Genomic DNA, 22,756 nt, shown 5'->3' on the forward strand with positions numbered 1-22,756 from the left:
CGTCCGCTAAAGACGAAGGTGTTTTTGGGTCATTTTAAGAAGATGGAATGTTTTCCAATCCCAAATCACACTGAATCAAATCGGCATAGGTCTGGCGACGAACGACTTCACGGGAATCCCCTTCATTAACGAAGACGACGGCCGGACGTAAAAATTGATTGTAATTGCTCGCCATCGAATAGTTGTAGGCACCTGTTCCGAACACAGCCAGTGTATCTCCACTGACAGGTTCCGCTAGATCAGCTGACTCAGCGACTAAATCTCCTGATTCACACGCCGCACCAACAACCGTTACATGACGTGTTTCTCCCTTGATTCGATTGGCGATGACGGTTTCATACACAGCACCATACAGTGCCGGACGGATATTGTCCGCCATTCCGCCGTCGACTGACAGATACGTTCGGACGCCCTGCACTTCCTTGATGGCACCAACTGTATAAAGCGTCGTCCCGGCATTCGCGACGACCCAACGCCCCGGTTCAATCCCGATTCGTGGACGGTCAATCGCAAGACGCGTTGTCTCTTCATCGATGATCGCCATCACCCGCTCCATCGTTTGTTCAAAATCAAGCGGCTGATCGTCTTGCGTATAGGCAATCCCGAATCCACCGCCGAGATTCACTTCGCTTGCGATGAAGGATGTCCGTTCATGAATCGTTTCGACAAATCCCATCATCGTCCGGGCCGTCCGTTCAAACAGCTCAATCTCCTGAATCTGTGACCCGACGTGACAATGAATACCAAGCAGTACCAGGTGCTCCGCTGCCAGAATCGCTTCGACGGCTTCCAGATATGAATCGTCATGCGTCGAAAAACCGAACTTCGTGTCGACACCACCGGTCTGAATTTTCGTGTGAGCCCCGCCAATGACTTGCGGCACGATCCGAATCAGGACGTGGACCGTTTGACACGCTTCTGCGGCAATCTGATTGAGTTGGGCGATTTCTTCATAATGATCGATGACGATTTTCCCGACACCCTCTTCGACGGCATACCGTAAATCCTGAGTCGATTTGTTCGAGCCGTGGAAATAAATCCGTTCCGCCGGCACACCTGCTTTACGGGCGATGAATAGTTCACCGCCTGTCACGACGTCAATGCCAAGACCATGTCGGACGACTTGCTGGTAAACGGCACCAATCGTCAAGGCTTTAGAAGCAAACGAGGCGTACGTATTCGGAAATTTTTCTAAAAAGGCATCGCGTACGGTCGCCAGACGGTCCGTCAATTCACGTTCTGCCATGATATAGAGTGGTGTCCCGTATTGTTCGGCGAGCTTTGTTGCTTCCACCCCGTCAATCTGTAGTGCATTGTTTTGTTCCGTCAAATATTGGCTTCCGTACATCTGAATTCCCCCTTATAAATAACGATGTGTTAAACGCCACGAACGGGCGCACATCTGCTCCGAATTATTGGCTGTCCCGGTCCGGGTGATATCATCGATTTCAATACCATCGCCGTATAACACCACTTTATCACCAATCTCAACCGTCGAATCCACGGCAATGAACGTATGACTCATAAACAACTTACTGATGATCGGATAACGTTTCCCGTTGATAATGACGGGCAGTGAGGACCGTCCGCGAACGACCCCGTCCCCGTACCCGACCGGCAGAACCGCAACACGAATCGCTGTCGGTGCCGTATACGACGTACCGTAGCCGACGTGTTCGCCTGCTTCCACTTGACGAATCTCAACGACTTCCGTCGTCATCCGGAGCGATGGCACGAGCCAGTCCATTTTTTCAATCGGTGAGTAACCGAACAGGAAGATGCCGGGCCGGACGTAATTGCAACAGGCAAGGCGCGGATCATGTTTGACGATCGTTGCACTGTTTTCGGCATGGATGTATGTGAACGCGTGTTTCTCCTGTAACGGATTCCCGATTTTGAGGAATCGTTCGACTTGACCGTCATGATCGGCTCCCGGCTCATCGGCAAGCGGGAAATGCGTATAGAGACCCGTCATGATCAGTTCCTGCTCCTGTACGGTTTCGAGCACTGCTAACGCTTCTTCCAGCGAACTGACACCAAAACGGTTCATCCCGACATTTATTTTTAGATGAAGTTCAATTCCCGATAAATCCGCCTGATGGCGTTGCAGCCAATCGAGCGAAGGAATTCCGAGCGCTACTCCGTGCAAGCGGACCTCTTTGAAGTGCGATGCCGGATTCATCGCCAGGACATAACTGTCTGGAAAATTCGTTTTGATTTCAATTGCTTCGTAGACTTCTGCCACTGCGAAATGCCGGACACCGGCTTCCATCAATGTGGCAACCATCTCAATCATTCCTAAGTTATAAGCATTGTTTTTGACGACGGCAAAAATCTGCTTATTGGACCGGGCGAAAACCGATGCGACATTATGCCGCACCGCTTCCCGATCGATTGTAACGATAGTTCGTGAACTCATTATTCTGCGATGGCTGGTGTCACGTAAGTCAACCACGATGCATATTGTGGCAGTTGACCCGAGACCGCTTGACGGTAAAGACCAAGTAACTCATCTGCGACAGCCCGTGTTCCGCCGTTGATGACGATATGATCAATTTCACCGACACTTGTGATTTCTGCAGCCGTACCTGTTAAGAAGATTTCGTCTGCAACGTATAACTCATCACGGCCGATGTGACGCTCGACGACCGGATATCCCTGATCCTGTGCGAGACGCATGATGACTTGACGTGTGATCCCGTCCAATACTGAACAATCGAGTGAAGGCGTGTAGATCGTGCCGTTTTTCAACATGAACAAGTTGGCAACACTCGCTTCACTGACATTTCCGTTCATATCAAGGGCAATCGCCTCATCAAATCCATCACGAAGTGCTTCCCCTTTTAAGAGTTGCGAGTTCATGTAGTTGGCGGCAGCTTTTGCCTGCATTGGCATCATCGTTGACGAAACACGGCGGTAAGAAGCGACTTTCGCCCGGATACCGGTACCTTTGTCAAAGTATTCACCAAGTTCCCAACAAGAAATACCGACGTGAACCGTCGTATCTTTTGCCATCAATGCCTGCCACGGTGTACCGAGGAAAACAAACGGGCGGATGTAACAAGACTCAAAGCCGTTTTTGGCGACAAGATCAATCGTCGCTTGAACAAGTTCTTCCACTGTATAAGGAATCGTCACGTGATAGAACGCGCAACTGCGGAACAGACGTTCAATGTGTTCCGTCAATTGGAAAATCGCCGGACCATCCGGTGTCGCATACGCACGGATGCCTTCAAAAAATCCGCTTCCGTAATGAATCGCATGGGACATGACGCTCGTATTTGCCTCTTTTGGATCATGAAAAACCCCGTCTAACCAAATTGCTTCTCCATACTGTGTATCCACTGCCATGTGTTTTCCTCCTCTTCGACGTCAATCAGAGTGAACGTAAATCATCCACCAGTTGCGTCTTCTCTGCTGTTTTTGCATCTTTCTGTTTGATGACACGTGCTGGCGTACCAGCCACTACGCTGCCTGCAGGAACGTCTTCTGTGACGACACTGCCTGCTGCGACGACCGCATCTTTTCCGACGCGGACACCTTCTAGGATGACGGCATTCGCTCCGATTAAGACACCATCTTCAATGATGACCGGTGTTTTTGAAGGTGGTTCAAGAACCCCTGCGACCACGGCACCGGCGCCGACATGAACGTTTTTGCCGATTGTGCCACGTGCTCCGACAACGGCGTTCATATCAATCATTGTACCATCTCCGATTGATGCACCGATATTAATGATTGCGCCCATCATGATGACCGCGTTATCGCCGATGACGACATGATCGCGAATCCATGAACCCGGTTCGATCCGGGCATTCAAATGACGTGTATCAAGCATCGGCACGGCACTGTTGCGGCGGTCATATTCGACATGCACTTCAGTAATCCGGTCTGCATATTCTTCTAAGAAAGTTGAAGCAAGTCCTGCATCAGCGAAGAAAATTTTTGATTGATCCGTTCCGAATGCCGTCGCTCCTTCAATCGTCAGTCCTGCCAAGTCACCATTGACGTATAGTTTAACCGGTGTTTGTTTTTTAGCATCTTTAATGAATTTTGCAATTTCATAAGCATCAGTTAATAACATGTGAATCCTCCTGTGTGTAAAGCGTCTCCAGTGTATAGAGTCCCGCTGATTTTTGAATGAGCGCTTCCGCTGCCTTGATTGCACCTGAAGCGAATACTTTTTTGGATAACGCCGTGTGTTTGATTTCGATCAACTCATCGACACCCGCAAACAATACTTCATGTTCGCCGAAAATCGTTCCCCCACGCATCGAGTGCATCCCGATTTCGTTTGGCTCCCGCTTCTCACGCGTCGACTCCCGTTCGTAGACAGGTTGGACATTTCGTAAATCCTGGATGGTCCGGAGCAACAGCTCCGCCGTCCCGCTCGGTGCATCGACTTTTTGATTGTGGTGTTTCTCAAGCAGTTCGATGTCGAATGCTCCGGCGAGCGGAACGAGTGTTTTTAACAGCTGTTGCATCATCGCGATTCCAAACGACATGTTATACGATTGGAAAATCGGAATTTGTGTCGAAGCATCGCGAATCGTCTGCAGTTCCGCTTCCGAGAAACCCGTCGTCGCAATGACGAGTGGTGTCTTCGTTTTAATCCCATAAGCAAGCAAGTCCGGCAAAAGACTCGGATGTGAGAAGTCAATGATTGCATCGACCGATTCCGTCATCTCGGCGAGCGTGCCGTATGAGGGAACACGTTCCGCCGTTTTCGTTTTGTCGATGACGGCGACGACAGCATCCGGTGCCAGTTCATGCACGTAATGTCCTGTCGCTCCGTATCCGTGAATGGCGAGTCTCATCCAACCACTCCTTTATAACTCCGCATCGTCTCAAGCAGGTGCGCATGTCCCGCTTCCGACTGACGGACGAGCGGCAGACGGGGAGCACCAACAGCAATTCCGATTTCTTCAAGTGCTGCTTTGACGGGAATCGGATTGACATCGCTGAACAAGGCGGAAATGACGGGCATCAGATCACTCTGAATCCGGCGTGCCGTGTCGTAGTCATTTGCGAGCAGGGCTTCTGCCAAAGCTTGCGTCTCAGCTGGATACGGATTCGACAAGACGGAAATCACGCCTTGTGCCCCCCATGCCATATAAGGAAGAATTTGATCATCGTTACCGCAGAAGACTGCAAAGCCATCTGGTAAGGCCGTCATCAATTCCCCCATGAAACTGACGTCTCCACTTGCTTCTTTAAACGCTTGGATGTTCGGATGTTTGGCAAGTGTGACGGCTGTTTCGACGGAAATCGCGACCCCTGTCCGTGACGGAACATTGTAGAGCATGATTGGCAAATCGACTGCATCCGCAACCGCCGTGAAGTGGGCGACGAGTCCTGCTTGCGATGTCTTATTGTAGTAAGGTGTGACCAGCATGGCAGCATCCGCACCGAGTCGGGCTGCCGTCTGTGTTTTTTCAATCGTTTGAGCCGTATTGTTCGTTCCTGTTCCGGCAATGACCGGGACACGTCCAGCTGTCACGCGGACTGCCGTTTCAAGTAACGTTTCAAACTCTTCATTCGTCAACGTTGACCCTTCTCCGGTCGTTCCCCCGACGACTAACGCTTGAATGTTCGCTGCGAGTTGTTGTTCGATCAGTTGTTCAAATACCGCTAAATCCAGCTCACCGGTTGATGTAAATGGTGTAGCCAGTGCTGTTCCTGCTCCTTTAAACATATCGGATTCCTCCTCGTTTCTTACGAATGGATTGAACTTTCAAGTGCTTGACGCGCTACTTGGACAGCGTTCGAAGCGGCCCCTTTACGGATATTATCGGCAACACACCAGATATGGAACGTATTGGCGAGACTTTGATCCTGACGAATTCGTCCGACATAGACGTCGTCTGTTCCGCTTGCATCAAGCGGCATCGGATATTGGTTTTGACTGACATCATCGACCAAAACGACGCCTGGTGCTTCAGCTAATGCGGCGCGGATGGCTGCAACGCTTGTCTCCTGCTCGAATGTCACGTTGATCGCGACAGAATGAGAGTTCGTGACCGGGACACGAACACATGTCGCACTGACCGGTAACTCCGGTAACTGGAAGATTTTCCGCGTTTCGTCAATCATCTTCTGTTCTTCTTTCGTATAGCCGTCCGGTAAGAACACATCGATATGCGGCAGGATATTATCGTAAATCGGATGCGGATAGTTGACCGGTTCTTCGCCGCGGCTTCCGCGGGCTAAATCCTCGATTCCTTTTTGACCGGAACCGGACACGGCTTGATACGTCGTATAGTTAACACGTTTCAAACCAAATTGTTGAAGTGGTGCTAGGGCGACGACCGATTGAATCGTCGAACAGTTCGGGTTGGCAATCAAACGGTCATTTGGTCCGATTGCTTGCGGATTCACTTCCGGTACGACAAGCGGGATATCGGCCTGCATCCGGAAGGCGCTTGAATTGTCGACGACCAGTGTGCCTGCTGCAGCCAGTAACGGTGCATACTGCTCACTGATGCTGCCGCCTGCTGCAAACAGCGCCACATCGATGCCGTCTTCCGTGATCCGTTCAGATAATGCTTGAATCGTGACGTCCTGTCCTTTGAACTGGACGGTTTTCCCGGCAGAACGGGCTGAAGCGTACGCTGAAATCTGACGAACCGGAAAGTCGAGTTCCGCCAGGACTTGTAACATTTTTTGACCAACGGCGCCGGTTGCGCCAATGACTGCGACATGATACATATGATTTCCTCCTTACAGGTCGAATGCTTGAGCGATTGCTGCGACGGTCCGTTCGATGTCAGCTTGGGCAATCGTATATGAGATGCTGATCTCTGATGTTGTAACCTGATAAAACGTGATGTTTTCGGCCCGGAAAATCGCAAATAATTTCGAAGCGACGCCGGTTGCATCCCGCATGCCGATTCCGACGACCGATAATTTGGCATGTTGGTTATGACGATCGACTTTGACGGTCGGGAAACGATTGATGATATCCTGCAAAGCCTCTTCCAAAAACTCTTCTTCGTCTAACGGACAAGAGAAGGAAAGGAAGATGTCACTGTCAAACGTCGTCTGACTGATCATATCAATGTTGACGTGGCGACCTGACAACAGTTCAAAGATATCCGCGACCGCTGAATTCGTCTGTGGAACGTGTTTGATTGATACCGTCAGGACGTTTTTCGTCACACTGACACTCGTTACTGCTTTCTGTTCCATCGTTTCCGTTGCCTCCATAATCCAAGTCCCTCTTTTCGATTCTAGTGTTTTTCCGACGAAGATGTGGACGCCGTATTTTTTACCGAGTTCGACACTGCGCATCTCCATGACTTTTGAGCCAAGAGCACTCATTTCCATCATCTCATCGTATGAAATGTGCGGAATCGGCTGCGCTGCAGCATGAATCCGTGGATCTGCCGTATAGACACCGTCAACATCCGTATAGATCTCACAACGTTTATCAAGGACGGCTGCTAAGGCAACGGCTGTCGTATCTGATCCGCCGCGTCCGAGCGTCGTGACATCCCCCAGTTCATTGACCCCTTGGAAACCGGCGACGATGATCACATCGTAGGTTTCAAGTTTTTTCCGGAGCAGTTCACCGTCGATTTGTTTGATTTTACTTTTCGTATGCAGCCCCATCGTACTGATGCCGGCTTGGGCTCCCGTTTGCGACAAGGCTTTTGTCCCAAGTGAATTCAGCGCGATGCTGAGTAACGAAATCGTCTGTTCTTCTCCGATTGCAAGCAGACGATCCAGTTCGCGCCGTTCCGGCCGGTCCGTAATGGCTTGGGCTTGCGCAATCAATGAATCCGTCATTTTCCCCATCGCTGACACGACGACGACTAATTTCTCCCCTTGATCCGTCCGATTCTTCAAATAATTCGCAATTGACTGAATCTGTTCGACAGTCGCAACCGAACTACCACCAAATTTAAGTACAGTTGTCACAATCCTATCTCCTTTTGTCCCGAAACAGAAAAAAACGACGGGCCGGTAGGAGCGTTCCTACGGCCCGTCGTTATCACGATCGGACAAACGATGACAGTGTCATTCGTTCTTTTACGTAAGATAGCGCTCCGAAACGTGGGTTTCGGCAGTACAACGGATCTTAACCGTTGTACCAGCAATCAAGAAAAAGCATTTTCCTGTTCACTTCGGCGGATTTCCCCTTTCACATCACTTGGCATGCTTGCCTTTATAAGTGTTGCTACTGATGTCATCCGCGCCTCTATCTGTCGGTTGTTAGTTACAGTTATAGCAAACATTTTTTGTTAAATCCAGTGATTTGCCAAACTTTTTTTGAATTTTATAATTTTTCAAGGTACTTCTTCGCTAATGTGAGTTGTTCCCGGACGGCTGTAAAACCGGTCCCGCCGTAGCTTCCCCGTCGTGCGACGGCTTGAACCGGATCGAGCAACGGATAGACATCTTCCGCAATGACCGGATGGAACGTCTGATACGTCGACAGCGTCAAATCTTTTAAGAAACATCCGCTCTGCACACAATGTAAGACGGCTTTCCCGACGATTTCATGCGCTTCCCGGAACGGAATCCCTTTTGTGACCAGATAATCTGCCAGTTCCGTTGCATTCGAGAAGTCTTGCATCGTCGCCTTCTTGAGCGCTTCTGTCTTAAACGTAGCGGATTCGATCATCCCTGTAAAAATTTGAACGGATTGTAATACGGTATCAGCGGTATCAAAGACACCTTCTTTATCTTCCTGCATATCTTTATTGTAGGCGAGCGGCAGAGCCTTCATCGTCGTCAGAAAGCCCATCAGGTTACCATAGACACGTCCTGTTTTACCGCGAATCAGTTCTGCAAAATCCGGATTTTTTTTCTGCGGCATCATACTCGATCCCGTTGAAAACGCATCGGATAATTCGATGAATGAAAACTCCTGCGAAGCCCAGATGATGATTTCTTCGCAAAAGCGTGACAAGTGCATCATCACGGTTGAGGCGATACCGAGATACTCGATGACGAAGTCCCGGTCCGAGACCGCATCCAGACTATTCGGATAGACCTGTTCAAAACCAAGCAGCTCAGCTGACTTGAACCGGTCAATCGGGAAAGTCGTTCCCGCCAGTGCCCCGGCACCGAGCGGCGACATCCGGATCCGCTTTAAGTTATCCGTCAATCGATCGGCATCCCGTTCAAACATCCAAAAGTAAGCAAGCAGATGGTGCGCCAGTGAAATCGGCTGCGCCCGTTGCAGATGGGTGTAACCCGGCATGACCGTCTCGACATGTTGCTCCGCTTGTTCCGTAATGACGGATTGCAGGTTACGGATGCTGGTCAGGAGTTCGAGAACATGTTGCTCCATCCAAAGATGAAGATCGGTCGCAACCTGATCGTTTCGACTGCGGGCTGTGTGCAGCTTCCCGGCAACGGGACCAATCTGTTCCGTCAGCAACCGCTCAAGATTCATATGGATGTCTTCATCAACCGTCGTGTAGACGTGCTGATCGAGTGTCGTTTGTAACTGTTTCAGCCCGGCTTCGATTTGTTGCCACTCGGTTTTCTCAAGAATTCCTTGTTCATGCAACATCTGTGCATGGGCCAGGCTGCCTTGCAAATCAACGGCTGCTAATTTCTGATCAAATGAAATCGATGCCCCGAAGGCCTCCGCTTGAGCGGAAGCACTTTCCGTAAAACGTCCGCCCCATAGTTTCGTCATTTTTTCACGCCTTCCTGACGATGGACACTGGCATGTGTCGCAATCGCAAGACCGTGCAATTTAATGAATCCTTTCGCTGCTTCGTGATCAAAGGCATCTTCTTTTGTATAGGTCGCGAGTTTTTCGTCGTAGAGCGAAACGGCTGACTGACGTCCTGTGACGGTTGCGTTTCCTTTATAGAGTTTGACACGGACTTCGCCGGTCACGTCCTGTTGCGTCGCCGTCAAGAAGGCTTTGAGTCCTTTTGTCAGCGGAGCATGGAACAATCCGTTATAAATCGTTTCTGCATATTGTTTGCTGAGAATCGGTTTAAAGTGGGCAACATCTTTTGTCAATGTGATGGTCTCAAGGGCTGCATGTGCTTTGAGTAAGACCGTTGCACCCGGGCACTCATAGACTTCACGTGACTTGATCCCGACCAAACGGTTCTCGACATGGTCAATCCGTCCGACGCCGTGTGCACCGGCGATAATATTCAGTTCGGTAATCAATTTTGCCAGTGGATACGCTGTCCCATTGATGGAAACCGGGACACCTGCTTCAAAACCGATAATGACTTCTTCCGCCTGATCCGGTGCGTCTTCCGGTGCGACCGTCAGGGCATATGCATCTTGCGGCGGCTCTGTCCATGGATTTTCAAGAACGCCACATTCATTACTGCGTCCCCATAAGTTCATGTCGATTGAATACGGGCTGTCGAGATTGATCGGAATCGGCACATCATTTTCTTTTGCATAGGCGATTTCTTCTTCACGTGACCATTTCCATTCCCGAACCGGCGCGATGACTTCGAGTGAGGGATCAAGCGCAGCAACCGAAACTTCGAACCGGACTTGGTCGTTTCCTTTTCCGGTACAGCCGTGGGCGACTGCTGTGGCACCGTGGGCATGCGCCACTTCGACCAGTTTTTCAGCAATCAACGGACGAGATAAAGCGGAAATCAGAGGATAGGCGCCTTCATAATGCGCACCATACTGAAGGGCTGGCAAAACAAAGTCATTCGCGAATTCGTCTTTGACATCAAGAACAATCGATTCGATCGCACCGACGAGTAACGCTTTTTCTTTGATGACCGACAAATCTTTTCCTTCGCCGACATCCATACACAATGCGACGACGTCATAATCCTTGCTCAACCATTTGATGGCGACTGAAGTATCCAGTCCACCCGAATACGCTAAAATCAATTTTTGTTTTGTCATTCTTATTTCCTCCTTGAATTCGGCTGTATCTATCTGTATAAAAATTCACTATGAATTATATATATACATAGACTTTCAAAAAAAGAAACCCTTTTTTCAGGATTTCTCAAAAAATCAGCGTTAAATTTTTTTCTCCATCGTCCGGTGCGGGATGCCGGCATCGTCAAATTCATCGGAAACAATCGCATAACCTAGCCCTTGATAAAACGGAATTGCCTGGACCTGGGCACCGAGTGTCAAAATCGTCCGATCTTCACGGCGGGCAATCCGTTCCATCGCCTGCATCAGTTCGCCGCCATACCCTTTTCCTCTTGTCGCAGCAAGTGTCGCGACACGTTCGACCTTCATCCGTTGCTCGTCATACGGGCGGGTCCGCCCCGTCGCTACCGGACGGTTCATCTCATCGAGGACAAGCAAATGAATCGCTGTTTCATCGTGTGTATCATATTCCAAATGGCGCGGAACCCCTTGTTCCTCGACAAAAACACGTTCCCGGATCATTCGGACCGCTTGCTGCTGTTCTGCTGTTTTCACTTGAATCACTGTCATGTATGTAATTCCTCCTTTAATGCTTCTACATAAGCTTGTGCCTCTTCATACGTCTGGAACAATGCCTGGGCATTGTTTTCACTTCCACCGCCACGTCCATTAAACTGCTTTAGATGTGTTTTGGCAAATTGTCCGAGATGAATCGAGCCGGCACTGCACATGAATAATTTTTTAGCTGTCTCGTTCCAGACGAATCCTGTCCGTCCTGCTTCGGCTAGAGCTTTCAGCAGTTTTTCTGAAAAGCGGATGTCCTCTTGACCATGTCGTACGGTGAGAACCGGTTCGTCTGTCGCCAGGATTTGTTTCAAGACCGTTTTGACATGCATATCTTCAGTCTGTCCGATCTGACGGTTCAGACGCACTTGCTCCTGCTTCAGTTCCTCCACGACGAGATGGACCTGGTCTTTTTTAGCAGATAATGCACGTGCAGTCTCTGCTAAGACACGCCGTTCGGTCGTCAGTAATCGAAATGCCCGGTCTTTCGCCACATACGCCAAGCGGATATTTCCCCGAACCTTTTCCAGTCCTGTGAATAAAATCAGTTCCAATTCCGATGTCGAGGCCAGATGTGTCCCTCCGCAGGCACTATAATCGAGTTCACCGATTTGAACGACTCGGATTTTCCCTGTTACCTGTGGTGTTTTTCTTAAGGGTAACTGGAGTGCCGCTTCTTCTGTATACTCTGTCGCCGTGATTGGCAGTTTGGCTTGAATCACCGTCCGCAACCGTTCCTCCAGACGCCCTTGAAGAGTGTCGTCCCATGCATCAAGATTGAGATCCAGGGTCGATTCTTCCGTACCGGTCCGAAAACTGATTGTCTTGATTTGGAACTCGTCTTGAAGAATCGCGGAAATGACGTGTTGCGCCGTATGTTGCGCCGCGTGATCGGTTCGAATGACATCATCGACTTCACCCTGCACTTCGGTTTTAAGAAGCGGACTTTCGAGGCGATGCCAGACGTGTCCATCTTCAAGCTGAACATCTAGGACGGGAATACCGTTTAGCGTGCCCCGATCAGCAGGCTGTCCCCCACTCTCCGGATAAAAGTAACTTTGTTGTAGCGTCACCCAGTATCCTTGTTCGTCCTTCGTACCCGTCACGATTGATTCGAAGGTCCGGACGTCCGGATAAATTTGCTCAGAACGCATCTTCATTCCACCTTTTTGTACTGAATTTGCTTCTATTATGACACAAATCACTTACAATCGTTTGTCGACATCTTCATTTCCTAGTACACTAGATGAAAGACTATCGACCGCGAAGGGACGAAATGCCGTGATTCAGCACATCAATAAAAATTCACCACTTCCAATCTACTACCAAATTGAAGCTGCCCTAAAACAACAAATCGAGGATGGTCTGTTACAACCCGGCGATTTAATTCCCTCGGAACGCGAATTCGCCGAGGCCCATCAAATCAGCCGGATGACTGTCCGCCAAGCCATCTCGAACCTCGTCAACGCCGGTTATCTGATTCGTCAAAAAGGACGCGGCACATTCGTTGCCAATAAAAAAATCGTCATGCAACTGTCTGGTTTGACCAGTTTTTCTGAAGAGATGGAACATCTTGGATTGGAACCGGCAAGTGAATTGTTGTCCTACCAAACGATTGCTGCTGAAATGACGATTGCGAATAAACTCGGTATCCGGGAAGGTGCCAAAATTTATGAATTAAAACGTTTACGCATCGCAAACGAACAACCGCTTGCGCTCGAAACCGTCTATATCCCTGAACAGTTGTTACCCGGTTTGAACCAGGACGTTGCCATCACGTCACTTTATGCCTTTGCAGAGGCCAGTGGACTGAATCTTGGTCGTGCCAGTCAAACTTTCGAATCACGTCTCGCGACAAAAGAAGAAGCGCAACATCTCGGTCTGTCGGTCAGTTCACCTGTTTTGTCCGTCGAGCAACTGACTTTCCTTGCCACCGATCAACCGTTTGAATATGTCATCTCCGCTTATCGTGGCGATCGGTACACATTCACAGTCGAAATGGAACGGCAACGCTGAGTCTGATTCGAAAACAGGAGAGAGCCCTCTCCTGTTTTCGAATCAAAAAGCACATGTTTCGAGATACTTTTCAAGAAAGTATCTGAAACATGTGCTTTTTTTAGGATCATCCGTCTTAAACGGTTATTGAACCGGCTGCTCGACTGTCGTCGAATCCGTTTCCGACGGTGTGCTTGTCTCTTCTTTCATTGGTGATACTTCTTGTCCTTGCATCGCCTTTGTCAGATTGGCTTTGACACGATCAAGTTGATTCGGATCAAGATGGTATTCCCATTTCCCGCTGATTCCGATGTATCCTTCACCTGCGAGCTGGTATTCCGTCGTATTACGTAAAGCTGTCGTAAAATCAGCTAAACGGAGATAATCGTTTGGACCTAAATTCGTCTCGACATTGTCGCCTACAGCGTCTAAGATGTCGCGATACGCACCGAGCGAACGGAAACTTGCCGCTTCTTTCGCAACAGCTTGAATGACTTGCATCTGCTTTTGTCCCCGGCCAATATCTCCGAGTGGATCATCATGGCGATTTCGGACGTAGGCGAGTGCCTGTTCCCCAGTCAAATGCTGCAGACCTTTCGGAACGGTGATCGTTCCTGCTTTACGCGCTGAATCCTGTTCTTTGAACGCATAACGCACATCGATATCAACTCCATCAAGGGCATCGATCAACTGAACGAATCCTTGGAAGTTAACTTTAACGACATGGTTGATTTCAATGCCAAGCAGATTTTCAGTCGTCTCACGTGCCAGTTTAATGCCGTTGTATGAACTCGATTTGTCCATCGAACCAAAATAATGCGCATGGGTGATTTTATCCTGCTCGACACCCGTTTTTCCGTACGGCACATCATATTTAGAGTAATCAATATTGACGAGTGAATCCCGTGGAATACTAGTCAGTACCAATTGCTCGGTCTTCTTATTCAAGACACCGACAATCATGACATCCGATCGTGCCGGTTCCTTGCGTTCTTTACTAGCTTTCGTCTCATCCGTTCCTAGAATCAAAAAAGATTCGGACGGAACATCATCATATTTCGAACTGACTTTCGAACCCGGAATGTTGATTTGTGTTCTCGCCAGAGTTTCCTGCGTCTTTATGAAAACCGCTCCCGCATAACCGGAACCGATAACGGTCAAAAGTAATAACAAGGCAGCGATCACTTTGATGAACATCTTGCCAGCACTCGGTTGCCTCTTTCTTGCTGATCTCGTCTGCATCTGTAAGCCCTCATTTTCATGTAAATTTTCTGTAAAGTTCACTATTCTCCATTATCCCGACTTTTATTAAAATGTCAATTTACGATTCGATTAAGAAGATGTGATTTCACTGTTTTTGCGATGAAACAGCTAAACCAAAATTAAATACAAAACTCGCCTCTTGAGAAGACCGGTCTGAAGCAGTCCGGTCTCATCAAAGACGAGTTGTTGTTTCATTTCATGAAGTTGGTATAGGCAGCTCGGCCTGTACGTTTTGCTTCGTCCGATAACAAGCTTGCGGCTTCTTCGTCCAGGACAACCATCACATCGGCATGCCGTTGTAAAATCGTTGCCGGGCATGCAGTCGTCGCCGGACCTTCCATCATATCGCGAATCGCCTCCGCTTTTCGCTCGCTTGAAGCCACTAACAGAATCTTCTTCGCTTCCATGATCGTTCCAATCCCCATTGTGATGGCTTCTGTCGGCACATCCTCCAACCGGTCAAAAAATCGTTGGTTGGCAATCCGGGTCGACTCGGTCAGTTGGGTGACGTGGGTTTTGGCATCAAAAGGTGTGCCAGGTTCATTAAACGCGATATGACCATTCGAACCGATGCCGAGCAACTGAATATCGATGCCTAACTTCCGGACAAGCTGTTCATACCGTTCACTCTCTTGACTTGGATCAACTGTATTTCCAATCGGTACATACGATTCTTTGAAGTCGACCGCATCAAACAAATGCTCCTGCATGAACGTATGATAACTGTGCGCATGATCCGGACTGAGTCCGACGTATTCGTCCAAATTGACGGTCGTCACATGCCGGCAATCGACTTGATCCTTGCGCCATTCTTCATATACACCGAGCGGAGAGCTGCCGGTCGCAAGTCCGATCGTCAATCCTTCCGGGTGTCTTACAATCTCCTGTTTGAGCAGTTGGTAAGAGACATTTGCCAATTCTTCTGCTTTTTCTACAATCATCCATTTCATCAGTTGTTACCCCTTTCCGTTTGTAAATCGGTGCACTTCCCCGCGGTGAACGGTTTGTTCCACTTTCAAGTCTGCCGTCAATACTACAAAATCAGAATCCTTGCCCCGCTCGAGTCGTCCTTTATGTGTTAAGCCAAATTCTTCTGCCTGGTTGATTGAAGTCATCTGTACTGCTTGTTCGAGTGAACAGCCGGTAAAGGTGATGATATTGCGTAATGCCTGATCCATCGTCAGGACACTGCCTGCCAAGTTCCCGCTGGCAAGACGCGCAGCTCCATCCTTGACGTGCACCGTCTGTCCGCCGAGTTCATATTCTCCGTCCGACAATCCCTTCGCTCGCATGGCATCAGTGATGACCGTCAAACGGTCTGGTCCTTTCATCCGGTAAGCAAATTCGACCATCTCTTTCGAACTGTGAATCCCGTCCGGAATGATTTCCGCGTATACCGATCGTTCGAGGAGGCAATATCCGACGGTGCCGGGTTCCCGGTGATGCAAGGCACGCATTTGATTATAGAGATGTGTCCCGTGGGTGACATTGCCTAAATGATTTTGGTCAAATGTCGCATCGGTATGTCCGGCAGATGGAATCGCGCCCGTCTCTCGAACAGCCGCTTCAAAATCACGGGCACCCGACCGTTCCGGAGCGTACGTGACCAGTTTGATCTGATTTCCGGATGCTTGTTGCCATTTTAAAAATTGATCCACATCCGGTTCGACGATGTATTCCAACGGTTGGGCTCCGGCATAGTCCGGATTGATGAATGGTCCTTCTAGATGAATGCCTTCAATCGTCGTCTGCCGGGAATCGATGACATCTCGCGTGACTTTCAATGCCTGCGTAATCTGATCCCAGTCTTGTGTGATCGTCGTCGCAAAAAAAGACGTGACGCCTTCCGCAAGCATCGCCTTACTCAACCGGTGCATCGCTTCCGCATCCGCATCCATCGTGTCGACATCATATCCACCATGGATATGAACATCAATCATTCCTGGAATCAGTCGTTTCCCTTCAAGATTGATGACGACTTCGTCGCGTGGTGTGTAATCTGACATCTTTCCAATTTCTTGGATGGTCTCTTCAAAGCGGATGAATCCATCTTGAATGACGGTTTGTCCCGTATAAATTTCTGCATGAATCATGCTTGGCATCTTGTTTCTTCCTTTCTCTTTTTGATTCCGACAAGTGATATATCTTCACCATTAGTATACCGTTGTTGATTCTAGTTGTATAGACCTTTATACATTTAATCAACTATGAAAAAGAAGATTCCGGAGTCTAGTCCAGAATCTTCTTTATTTACGGCAATAAAATCCGGTCTTTTTTCTTTGAAATCAGACGTGTCGCTTTTAAAATCGCAATCGTTAACGATTGACGTTTACGGTATGCGAGGTAACGTCCTTCCCACTTCGGATCATATTTTTCCTTATAGCGTCTCAACCCGGTAAAGCTGTACATGTAGCGGATGTTGTTGAATACATCGGCAGCTACACGTTCCTGCCAAAATGATGTTTCGTCCTCACCAACGGATGAGAGCGGAGCCATTCCCATATTAAAGGTATGGTAGCCCTGCTCAGTCGCATAGTCAAACAAGCGGATAAACATGGCATCCATAATCCCGTTCGGACCATCCGGACGAAAACGCATCAAATCAATCGAGAGAACACCTTCCTGATACGCCGGCATGAATGTCATGAAGCCAAGGATCTGCCGATTGGCATCACGCATGATACCAATCGGGGCTTGATTCAAATAAGACTCGTTGAAATAGCCCAATGAAAATCCTTTTTCGGACTTCCCTCCTAACCATTCATCCGAGACGTCACGTAATTGGTTCAGCAACGCTTCACTGAACGGAGGTGATACGACTTCAAATGTCATGCCTTCCCGTTCAAAACGATTTTTAATGGAACGTAATCCGGCCCGTTTTTTCCCGGAAACGGTAAAGGTCGTCATGTCGACGATTGCTTCTTCCCCGAGTTTAAAGAAGTTAAAGCCAAAATCATGATACAACGACATGTTCTGTGCCTGAATCTGATAGATATTCGGGATATAACCCAAATCCTCGACACGCCGTAAAAAACAGGCAATCAACTGGGAATGTTCTTCCGGATTTCCGCTCGGATCACCAAGCATCATAATCCGGTTTCCGGTCTGACTGAACTGAATAAATGAACGTCCGGACTCAGAGAAGAAAAAGCGTTTATCGCCGAGAAAAGCCAGGTGACTTAAATAATTTCCCCCTTCTTCCGTCAAGACATCCTTAACTTTTTGCAGATCTAACTTTTCACCCAAGACCGGCTGATTAAACGTATTGAATAAACGAATGAAGACGAGTGTGTAGACAAGTGCAAAAATCGAGGCACTCGCAGCAAACATGAAGATCTCATGCGCAGGATAGACCTTTGTTCCGTCAGCCGAACCGAGTGTATAAAAGGCATATCCGAAGAAGATGAATCCGCCGATGTATAAAAAACCGGCAAAAGCTGCCCGGATCAGTCGAGTCGTCGTAATCAGCGTCCGTTCACGATGAAAGGCATTTCTTGACATTGTGACCAACACCAAGACAATCAGAACGACGGATAAGGAGATCAAGTTAAATCCACGCAACGCCATCCCAATCAAAGCAAAAGCCGAAACACCATAAATCATATACAGCGAACGTTTCGTCCGTCGGTACAGAGACGGGGCAAGCAGTACATACAACAAGCCGGCCATCAAAAAGAAACTGTTCGCAAGCAGCAACAATTCATGCGGCAGACGGGCTTCCAAGTATTCATACTGCGTCGAGTTAGGGGGTAAAATCGCCAACCCCCAAATCGCGATGCCTGCGAGTAACGTAATCAAGGCTAATGTAAAATGTCGTACTTTACTTAAAAAGCGTAACTGAAGCCGCCAAATGACACCACCGACCTCAACAGACGGACCGACAATCGGTTTATCCTCAATCATCTTGACGACCGGACCACTGAACTCACGCGCCGAGAAAATGACGCCGATCACGAATGGAATCAAATAATACACCAGACGATAAATCAGCAATCCGGTAAGGACGATACCTTCTTCGACACCGGCGCGCTGCATGCCAATCAAAAAAACCAAGTCGAACGAACCGAATCCACCCGGCACCATCGAAATCAATCCGGCAGTTGCGGCGATGATGAAGACGCCGATGACTTTAGAAAAACTGACATCCGTTCCGAGTGCCGCCAGAATGAAATAGACGACGACTCCCGCACTGAACCATTCCGCCAGTGAGACAAGCGAATAGAGGGCAATGGATGACGGACGGATACTGCTGCTCCCCCGTCGGAAAGTAAACAACAGATAGACCGGGAAGAAAAAGGCAACACCGATGATGACCGGCCATAACCATTTCTTTAAATCCAACACTTCAAACGCCGGAAAAACGTTTAATAAGGATAATGCCGATAAAATCGATAATCCGCTGATCAGTGTCGGAGCCATCCAACCGATGGCTTTCAATAACCGGGTTCCTTCGACGAACGGTCGATAGAGGGCTGTTCTGACGCCCATTCCGGCAAGTCCTCCAAAACCGATGATCCCGTTAAACGAGTTGGCAATCCAAGATGCCCGGAAAATCAGCCCGATCGGAACCTTCACTTGAAGCGAACGCAATAAAAAGAAATCGTAAAAAAACATCGTCGCGACCGCTGCAAGTCCCGACACAATCAATAAAATGAACTTCCAGGACGGAATTTGCTGAATCGCCCGAATCGATTCTTTTAACGATAGACTTCTTAATTCGTTTTGTCCTTGATAAAAAATGAACGCAATCAAGATAATCGGCAAAATGATTTTCGCCATTGTCAACACACGTTGTTTATTGAATCTCATTTCACGACCTCCTTTGATTTTCTGACAAGATGCATCAGGCGGAGCAGGAGAAGACTGGCTCCAACGGCAAGTCCGATGATCAATCCCCACCAATACCCGTCCGGTCCAAGTTCCGTAAACCGCTCAAAATAAAATCCGAGTGGCAGTCCGATGACCCAGTACGCGGTAATCGTCAAAATAAACGTGACGTTGACATCTTTAAATCCACGGAGCGCTCCTTGCGTCGGCGCTGCGACCGCATCGGATAACTGAAAGAAAATCGCTAAAATCATGAAATGAGCCGCCATTTTGATGACTGCCGGATCATTGCTGTAAAGTGCCGCAATCCGTTCATTTTGAATGTACAGCAATCCACCTGAGAAAAGGGAGACAACCAGGCACAGCAACAGGCCAATCCATACGTATTGAACAGCATCCTTGACCCGCTTGGCTCCCATCTCGAACCCGACCGTAATCGTCAGGGCTGATGCAGCCGAGAGCGGAATCATGTAGACGAACGAGGCAAAGTTGATCGCTGCCTGATAGGCTCCAATGACGACATCGCCGTAGGCGCCAAGCAGCAAAGTCACGGCTGAAAAGATACTGACTTCCGAAAAGATCGCTAAGCCGATTGGCGCACCGAGCAAGACCAATTCCTTGATTCTTTTTACATCCGGTTTATAAAAACGACGGAGAATCCCGAGCCGTTGAAACAGTTCACCTTTTAAGACGACACCAATAACTGCAATACATAAAATCCAGTATGTGATGGCTGTCGCCACTCCTGCTCCAATACCGCCCAGTTCCGGGAAACCAAACTTTCCGAAGATAAACAGATAGTTGAAAGCAACATTAATGGGTAAAGAGAATAATAATAACGTCATTGTGATGTTCGATTTGCCTAACGAATCAATTAAGGTACGCAGGACGAAGAAAACGAACATCGGAATGATACCAAAACCTAACATGACAAGATAGATGCGGGCAACATGGCGTGCCTGATCCGATAATTCCATTTGGTTCAAAATCGGATTAACGAGCACTAGTCCAAGCAGAATCGTCAAAACGATAATGACGACGGACACATACAATGCCTGTATCACGATTCGCTTCACTTCCCGCTCTTTTCTTGCTCCCATTGCTTGGGACACAAGTGGCGCCACGGCTAATAAAATACCCGTCAATCCTGTATAAACAGGTGCCCACAGACTGGCTCCGACGCCGACGCCCGCTAAATCAGCCGACCCGTATCGTCCGGCCATGACCGTATCAAAAAAACTAATTAAGTAAAACGCTACCTGTGTCACCAGAATCGGAAAGAAAATCTTCATGAACTGTTGAATCTTTCCCGATAGCGTAGTTGTCTCTAACATTGTTCCACCACATTCCAGGGCAACCTGCGCCCTATTTTTATTAAAGCATTCAGTTTCGCACTTTGTTCTACGTAAATTATTTAAGGAGGGATTCATTTGAATCATCGTGATGCGGAAAATTTAACTTTTGAATTACTCGAGACCTGGTCGACATTTAATCATTATGCCGGGGAAGCTCAAACCTTTAAAAATCCTGAAGACGTCCACCAAGCGCGGATCCGTTTACGTAAATTAATCACATTCGCGAAGTTGGTGGATCAAACGGAGGAACCGATTTATCTCATTTGGAAACGATTGATGGCTGCGTTCGGTCAAGTCCGGGATCTTGATGTCCAACTCAGTCAACAAGCTGTTACTTCTCCCATTGAACAGTTATTCGCGGAACATCTTGCCTTACAACTGCAAGGCAAACGGGCCACGTTACTGGAAACGATGCATCTGTTGATTTCTGATGAACTGGACCGCTCCGTCCGTCGATTTTTAGCCGGCCGGTTAACAAAACAATTAAAACGGATTGATGAAAAAGATCTTCTTCAGACAGCTGAAAAACGATTTGATAAAAAGAAACTTCACTATGAAAAAGTTCAGCATAAGGAAGGGAACAAGCGGATTCAGATGATGCATGAGTTACGGCTTGCAACGAAGTTCTACCGCTATACGGTCGAGTATTTACGTCCTTATACCGATTTTCCGAAATCGTCCGTCGACCGGTTAAAACGGATTCAAACCCAATTAGGTGATATCAATGATACGTATAACCGCCTCGAACGTTGGCGCATCTTCAGCGTTCCTGACGATCAGCTTGCGCAACAACAAAAAGAAATCACCCGGCTTGAGAAAAAGCTTTCGAAACTGCTTGATCAAATGACGTTTGATTAAGGATGACGCTGGACGAGCAACTCTAACATCTTCGTTCCGGCAATCGAATTCCCTTTCAAGTCAAGTGCCGGTCCGAAGATGCCGATTCCAAGGTCCGCCATGTCGAAGTCACTTCGACCACAGGCAACGATGGCACCTGATACCCCGCTTTTTCCGGGTAACCCGACCTGGACTGAAAATTCTCCGGACGCATCGTACATCCCGCATGTCGTCATGATCGCTCGGATGATTCGTGCATTACGGCGGGAGATGACTTGATTCCCGGATGGTGTTTTTCCGGACTGACTTAAGATTTTCCCCATCATTGCGAGTCCTTTACAATTGGTCAAAATCGCACACTGCTTCGTATAGACATCGATGATTTCTTCCACGTTTCCTTCGATGACTCCATGATACCGCATGAAGTACAGCAGAGCCCGATTTAAGTCGGTCGTCTCGAATTCGGATTTAGCGACCTCTGCGTCATATTTGACCATATCAAGTTCGATATCCAGCAGATCGGCAATGAATTGGCGTAACCGGTTCAGCTTATCGGCGGCGTCTTCCCCCGGTAACATGCTCGTCACCGCGAGTGCACCGGCATTGATCATCGGATTAAGGGGTTTCGTCGGAATCGTCTCTTCAAGCTTCGCAATCGAGTTGAATGCGTCTCCCGTCGGTTCCATACCGACCTTCGAGAACACGTAATCTTCACCAAATGTCTCGAGGACAAAGGCTAACGTGATGATTTTTGAAACACTTTGTAAGGTGAACATCGTTTCGGCATCTCCCGCTGATACAAAACTGCCGTCTGCATTACAAACAGCGATTCCAAGCTGGGTCGGTTCCGATTTTGCCAGTTCTGGTATATAACTCGCCACCTGTCCAAGTACGGTATAGGGGCGACATTCAGCGATCAACTCTTCTAGTTGTTGTTGCGTTACGTTCATCGTAGTCCCTCTTCCTGTCGTTTTCATTAGCTTATCATGCTTTTTCGTCACGAGATATGCCGTTGTTCTTTTTAGTTTTCCCTCTCATGAAAAAGGTCGTCTCCCCTCTGACAGTCAGAGGATGAGACGACC

20 protein-coding genes and 1 riboswitch are annotated in these 22,756 nt (G+C 48.4%); of the genes, 2 read left to right on the plus strand and 18 right to left on the minus strand.

What is annotated here, in order from left to right; genetic code table 11:
* Positions 1-34 precede the first annotated feature (34 nt).
* The 12 genes from lysA to P402_RS0114165 all read right to left on the minus strand — a co-directional run bounded on the left by lysA (position 35) and on the right by P402_RS0114165 (position 12,551).
* Complete coding sequence (gene lysA / locus P402_RS0114110) at positions 35-1,348, minus strand: diaminopimelate decarboxylase (protein ID WP_034770048.1); 1,314 nt, start codon at positions 1,346-1,348, stop codon at positions 35-37.
* 12 nt (positions 1,349-1,360) lie between these two features.
* Positions 1,361-2,419: an alanine racemase gene (gene alr / locus P402_RS0114115; protein WP_026829271.1), complete on the minus strand. Its 1,059-nt coding sequence runs from the start codon at positions 2,417-2,419 to the stop codon at positions 1,361-1,363.
* On the minus strand, positions 2,419-3,351 hold the full coding sequence (locus tag P402_RS0114120; protein ID WP_026829272.1) for a branched-chain amino acid transaminase: 933 nt from the start codon (positions 3,349-3,351) through the stop codon (positions 2,419-2,421). Before P402_RS0114120 ends, alr begins: the two co-directional genes overlap by 1 nt.
* A gap of 25 nt (positions 3,352-3,376) precedes the next feature.
* Entirely contained in the window at positions 3,377-4,084 is a 708-nt protein-coding gene (dapD, locus tag P402_RS0114125) for a 2,3,4,5-tetrahydropyridine-2,6-dicarboxylate N-acetyltransferase (protein ID WP_026829273.1), read from the minus strand.
* Complete coding sequence (gene dapB / locus P402_RS0114130) at positions 4,071-4,817, minus strand: 4-hydroxy-tetrahydrodipicolinate reductase (RefSeq protein WP_026829274.1); 747 nt, start codon at positions 4,815-4,817, stop codon at positions 4,071-4,073. The genes dapD and dapB overlap by 14 nt, the downstream gene beginning before the upstream one ends.
* A complete protein-coding gene (gene dapA, locus P402_RS0114135; RefSeq protein WP_026829275.1) occupies positions 4,814-5,695 on the minus strand; it encodes a 4-hydroxy-tetrahydrodipicolinate synthase in 882 nt (293 codons plus the stop codon). The genes dapB and dapA overlap by 4 nt, the downstream gene beginning before the upstream one ends.
* A gap of 20 nt (positions 5,696-5,715) precedes the next feature.
* The gene (locus P402_RS0114140; RefSeq protein WP_026829276.1) at positions 5,716-6,708 is read right to left on the minus strand and encodes an aspartate-semialdehyde dehydrogenase; all 993 of its coding nucleotides are present in this window, start codon (positions 6,706-6,708) and stop codon (positions 5,716-5,718) included.
* Between the two features lie 12 nt (positions 6,709-6,720).
* Entirely contained in the window at positions 6,721-7,920 is a 1,200-nt protein-coding gene (locus P402_RS0114145) for an aspartate kinase (protein WP_026829277.1), read from the minus strand.
* 113 nt (positions 7,921-8,033) lie between these two features.
* Positions 8,034-8,211, minus strand: a riboswitch (Lysine riboswitch).
* A gap of 67 nt (positions 8,212-8,278) precedes the next feature.
* Positions 8,279-9,652: an argininosuccinate lyase gene (gene argH, locus P402_RS0114150; RefSeq protein ID WP_026829278.1), complete on the minus strand. Its 1,374-nt coding sequence runs from the start codon at positions 9,650-9,652 to the stop codon at positions 8,279-8,281.
* Positions 9,649-10,854, minus strand: coding sequence for an argininosuccinate synthase (locus P402_RS0114155; protein ID WP_026829279.1), 1,206 nt, complete (start codon positions 10,852-10,854; stop codon positions 9,649-9,651). Before P402_RS0114155 ends, argH begins: the two co-directional genes overlap by 4 nt.
* Before the next feature lie 120 nt (positions 10,855-10,974).
* Positions 10,975-11,403 carry a GNAT family N-acetyltransferase gene (locus P402_RS0114160; protein WP_026829280.1) on the minus strand — a complete coding sequence of 143 codons (429 nt, stop codon included), beginning with the start codon at positions 11,401-11,403 and terminating at the stop codon, positions 10,975-10,977.
* Positions 11,400-12,551, minus strand: coding sequence for an alanyl-tRNA editing protein (locus tag P402_RS0114165; protein WP_026829281.1), 1,152 nt, complete (start codon positions 12,549-12,551; stop codon positions 11,400-11,402). The genes P402_RS0114160 and P402_RS0114165 overlap by 4 nt, the downstream gene beginning before the upstream one ends.
* Positions 12,552-12,678: 127 nt before the next feature.
* On the opposite strand from P402_RS0114165, the gene phnF reads away from it, so the two are divergent.
* A complete protein-coding gene (phnF, locus tag P402_RS0114170) occupies positions 12,679-13,413 on the plus strand; it encodes a phosphonate metabolism transcriptional regulator PhnF (RefSeq protein WP_026829282.1) in 735 nt (244 codons plus the stop codon).
* A gap of 123 nt (positions 13,414-13,536) precedes the next feature.
* On the opposite strand, the gene P402_RS0114175 is transcribed toward phnF, so the two are convergent.
* The 5 genes from P402_RS0114175 to P402_RS0114195 form a co-directional block, all read right to left on the minus strand.
* Positions 13,537-14,634 carry an LCP family protein gene (locus P402_RS0114175; RefSeq protein ID WP_034770050.1) on the minus strand — a complete coding sequence of 366 codons (1,098 nt, stop codon included), beginning with the start codon at positions 14,632-14,634 and terminating at the stop codon, positions 13,537-13,539.
* A gap of 212 nt (positions 14,635-14,846) precedes the next feature.
* Complete coding sequence (nagB, locus tag P402_RS0114180; protein ID WP_026829284.1) at positions 14,847-15,605, minus strand: glucosamine-6-phosphate deaminase; 759 nt, start codon at positions 15,603-15,605, stop codon at positions 14,847-14,849.
* A 6-nt stretch (positions 15,606-15,611) separates the two neighbouring features.
* Positions 15,612-16,757, minus strand: a complete 1,146-nt coding sequence (nagA, locus tag P402_RS0114185) for an N-acetylglucosamine-6-phosphate deacetylase (protein ID WP_026829285.1) — start codon at positions 16,755-16,757, stop codon at positions 15,612-15,614.
* Between the two features lie 148 nt (positions 16,758-16,905).
* Positions 16,906-19,464: a bifunctional lysylphosphatidylglycerol flippase/synthetase MprF gene (gene mprF, locus P402_RS0114190; RefSeq protein ID WP_026829286.1), complete on the minus strand. Its 2,559-nt coding sequence runs from the start codon at positions 19,462-19,464 to the stop codon at positions 16,906-16,908.
* The gene (locus P402_RS0114195) at positions 19,461-20,816 is read right to left on the minus strand and encodes an MATE family efflux transporter (protein WP_026829287.1); all 1,356 of its coding nucleotides are present in this window, start codon (positions 20,814-20,816) and stop codon (positions 19,461-19,463) included. The genes mprF and P402_RS0114195 overlap by 4 nt, the downstream gene beginning before the upstream one ends.
* A gap of 96 nt (positions 20,817-20,912) precedes the next feature.
* Between P402_RS0114195 and P402_RS0114200 the strand changes: the two genes are divergently transcribed.
* The gene (locus tag P402_RS0114200; RefSeq protein ID WP_026829288.1) at positions 20,913-21,695 is read left to right on the plus strand and encodes a CHAD domain-containing protein; all 783 of its coding nucleotides are present in this window, start codon (positions 20,913-20,915) and stop codon (positions 21,693-21,695) included.
* Here P402_RS0114200 and glsA read toward each other — a convergent pair.
* Entirely contained in the window at positions 21,692-22,624 is a 933-nt protein-coding gene (gene glsA / locus P402_RS0114205) for a glutaminase A (RefSeq protein WP_012369379.1), read from the minus strand. The genes P402_RS0114200 and glsA overlap by 4 nt on opposite strands.
* Positions 22,625-22,756 lie beyond the last annotated feature (132 nt).

The sequence above is a fragment of the Exiguobacterium sibiricum 7-3 genome (assembly GCF_000620865.1).
Classification (GTDB): Bacteria; Bacillota; Bacilli; order Exiguobacteriales; family Exiguobacteriaceae; genus Exiguobacterium_A; species Exiguobacterium_A sibiricum_A.

Excerpts from the sequence above, each read along its gene's own strand:
- argH (WP_026829278.1), bottom strand. The coding sequence starts at position 9,652 with ATGACGAAACTATGGGGCGGACGTTTTACGGAAAGTGCTTCCGCTCAA.
- nagB (WP_026829284.1), bottom strand. The coding sequence starts at position 15,605 with ATGAAATGGATGATTGTAGAAAAAGCAGAAGAATTGGCAAATGTCTCT.
- dapA (WP_026829275.1), bottom strand. The coding sequence starts at position 5,695 with ATGTTTAAAGGAGCAGGAACAGCACTGGCTACACCATTTACATCAACC.
- alr (WP_026829271.1), bottom strand. The coding sequence starts at position 2,419 with ATGAGTTCACGAACTATCGTTACAATCGATCGGGAAGCGGTGCGGCAT.
- P402_RS0114175 (WP_034770050.1), bottom strand. The coding sequence starts at position 14,634 with ATGCAGACGAGATCAGCAAGAAAGAGGCAACCGAGTGCTGGCAAGATG.
- P402_RS0114140 (WP_026829276.1), bottom strand. The coding sequence starts at position 6,708 with ATGTATCATGTCGCAGTCATTGGCGCAACCGGCGCCGTTGGTCAAAAA.
- P402_RS0114120 (WP_026829272.1), bottom strand. The coding sequence starts at position 3,351 with ATGGCAGTGGATACACAGTATGGAGAAGCAATTTGGTTAGACGGGGTT.
- nagA (WP_026829285.1), bottom strand. The coding sequence starts at position 16,757 with ATGCCAAGCATGATTCATGCAGAAATTTATACGGGACAAACCGTCATT.
- lysA (WP_034770048.1), bottom strand. The coding sequence starts at position 1,348 with ATGTACGGAAGCCAATATTTGACGGAACAAAACAATGCACTACAGATT.
- P402_RS0114195 (WP_026829287.1), bottom strand. The coding sequence starts at position 20,816 with ATGTTAGAGACAACTACGCTATCGGGAAAGATTCAACAGTTCATGAAG.
- glsA (WP_012369379.1), bottom strand. The coding sequence starts at position 22,624 with ATGAACGTAACGCAACAACAACTAGAAGAGTTGATCGCTGAATGTCGC.
- mprF (WP_026829286.1), bottom strand. The coding sequence starts at position 19,464 with ATGAGATTCAATAAACAACGTGTGTTGACAATGGCGAAAATCATTTTG.
- P402_RS0114160 (WP_026829280.1), bottom strand. The coding sequence starts at position 11,403 with ATGACAGTGATTCAAGTGAAAACAGCAGAACAGCAGCAAGCGGTCCGA.
- P402_RS0114155 (WP_026829279.1), bottom strand. The coding sequence starts at position 10,854 with ATGACAAAACAAAAATTGATTTTAGCGTATTCGGGTGGACTGGATACT.
- P402_RS0114165 (WP_026829281.1), bottom strand. The coding sequence starts at position 12,551 with ATGCGTTCTGAGCAAATTTATCCGGACGTCCGGACCTTCGAATCAATC.
- dapD (WP_026829273.1), bottom strand. The coding sequence starts at position 4,084 with ATGTTATTAACTGATGCTTATGAAATTGCAAAATTCATTAAAGATGCT.
- dapB (WP_026829274.1), bottom strand. The coding sequence starts at position 4,817 with ATGAGACTCGCCATTCACGGATACGGAGCGACAGGACATTACGTGCAT.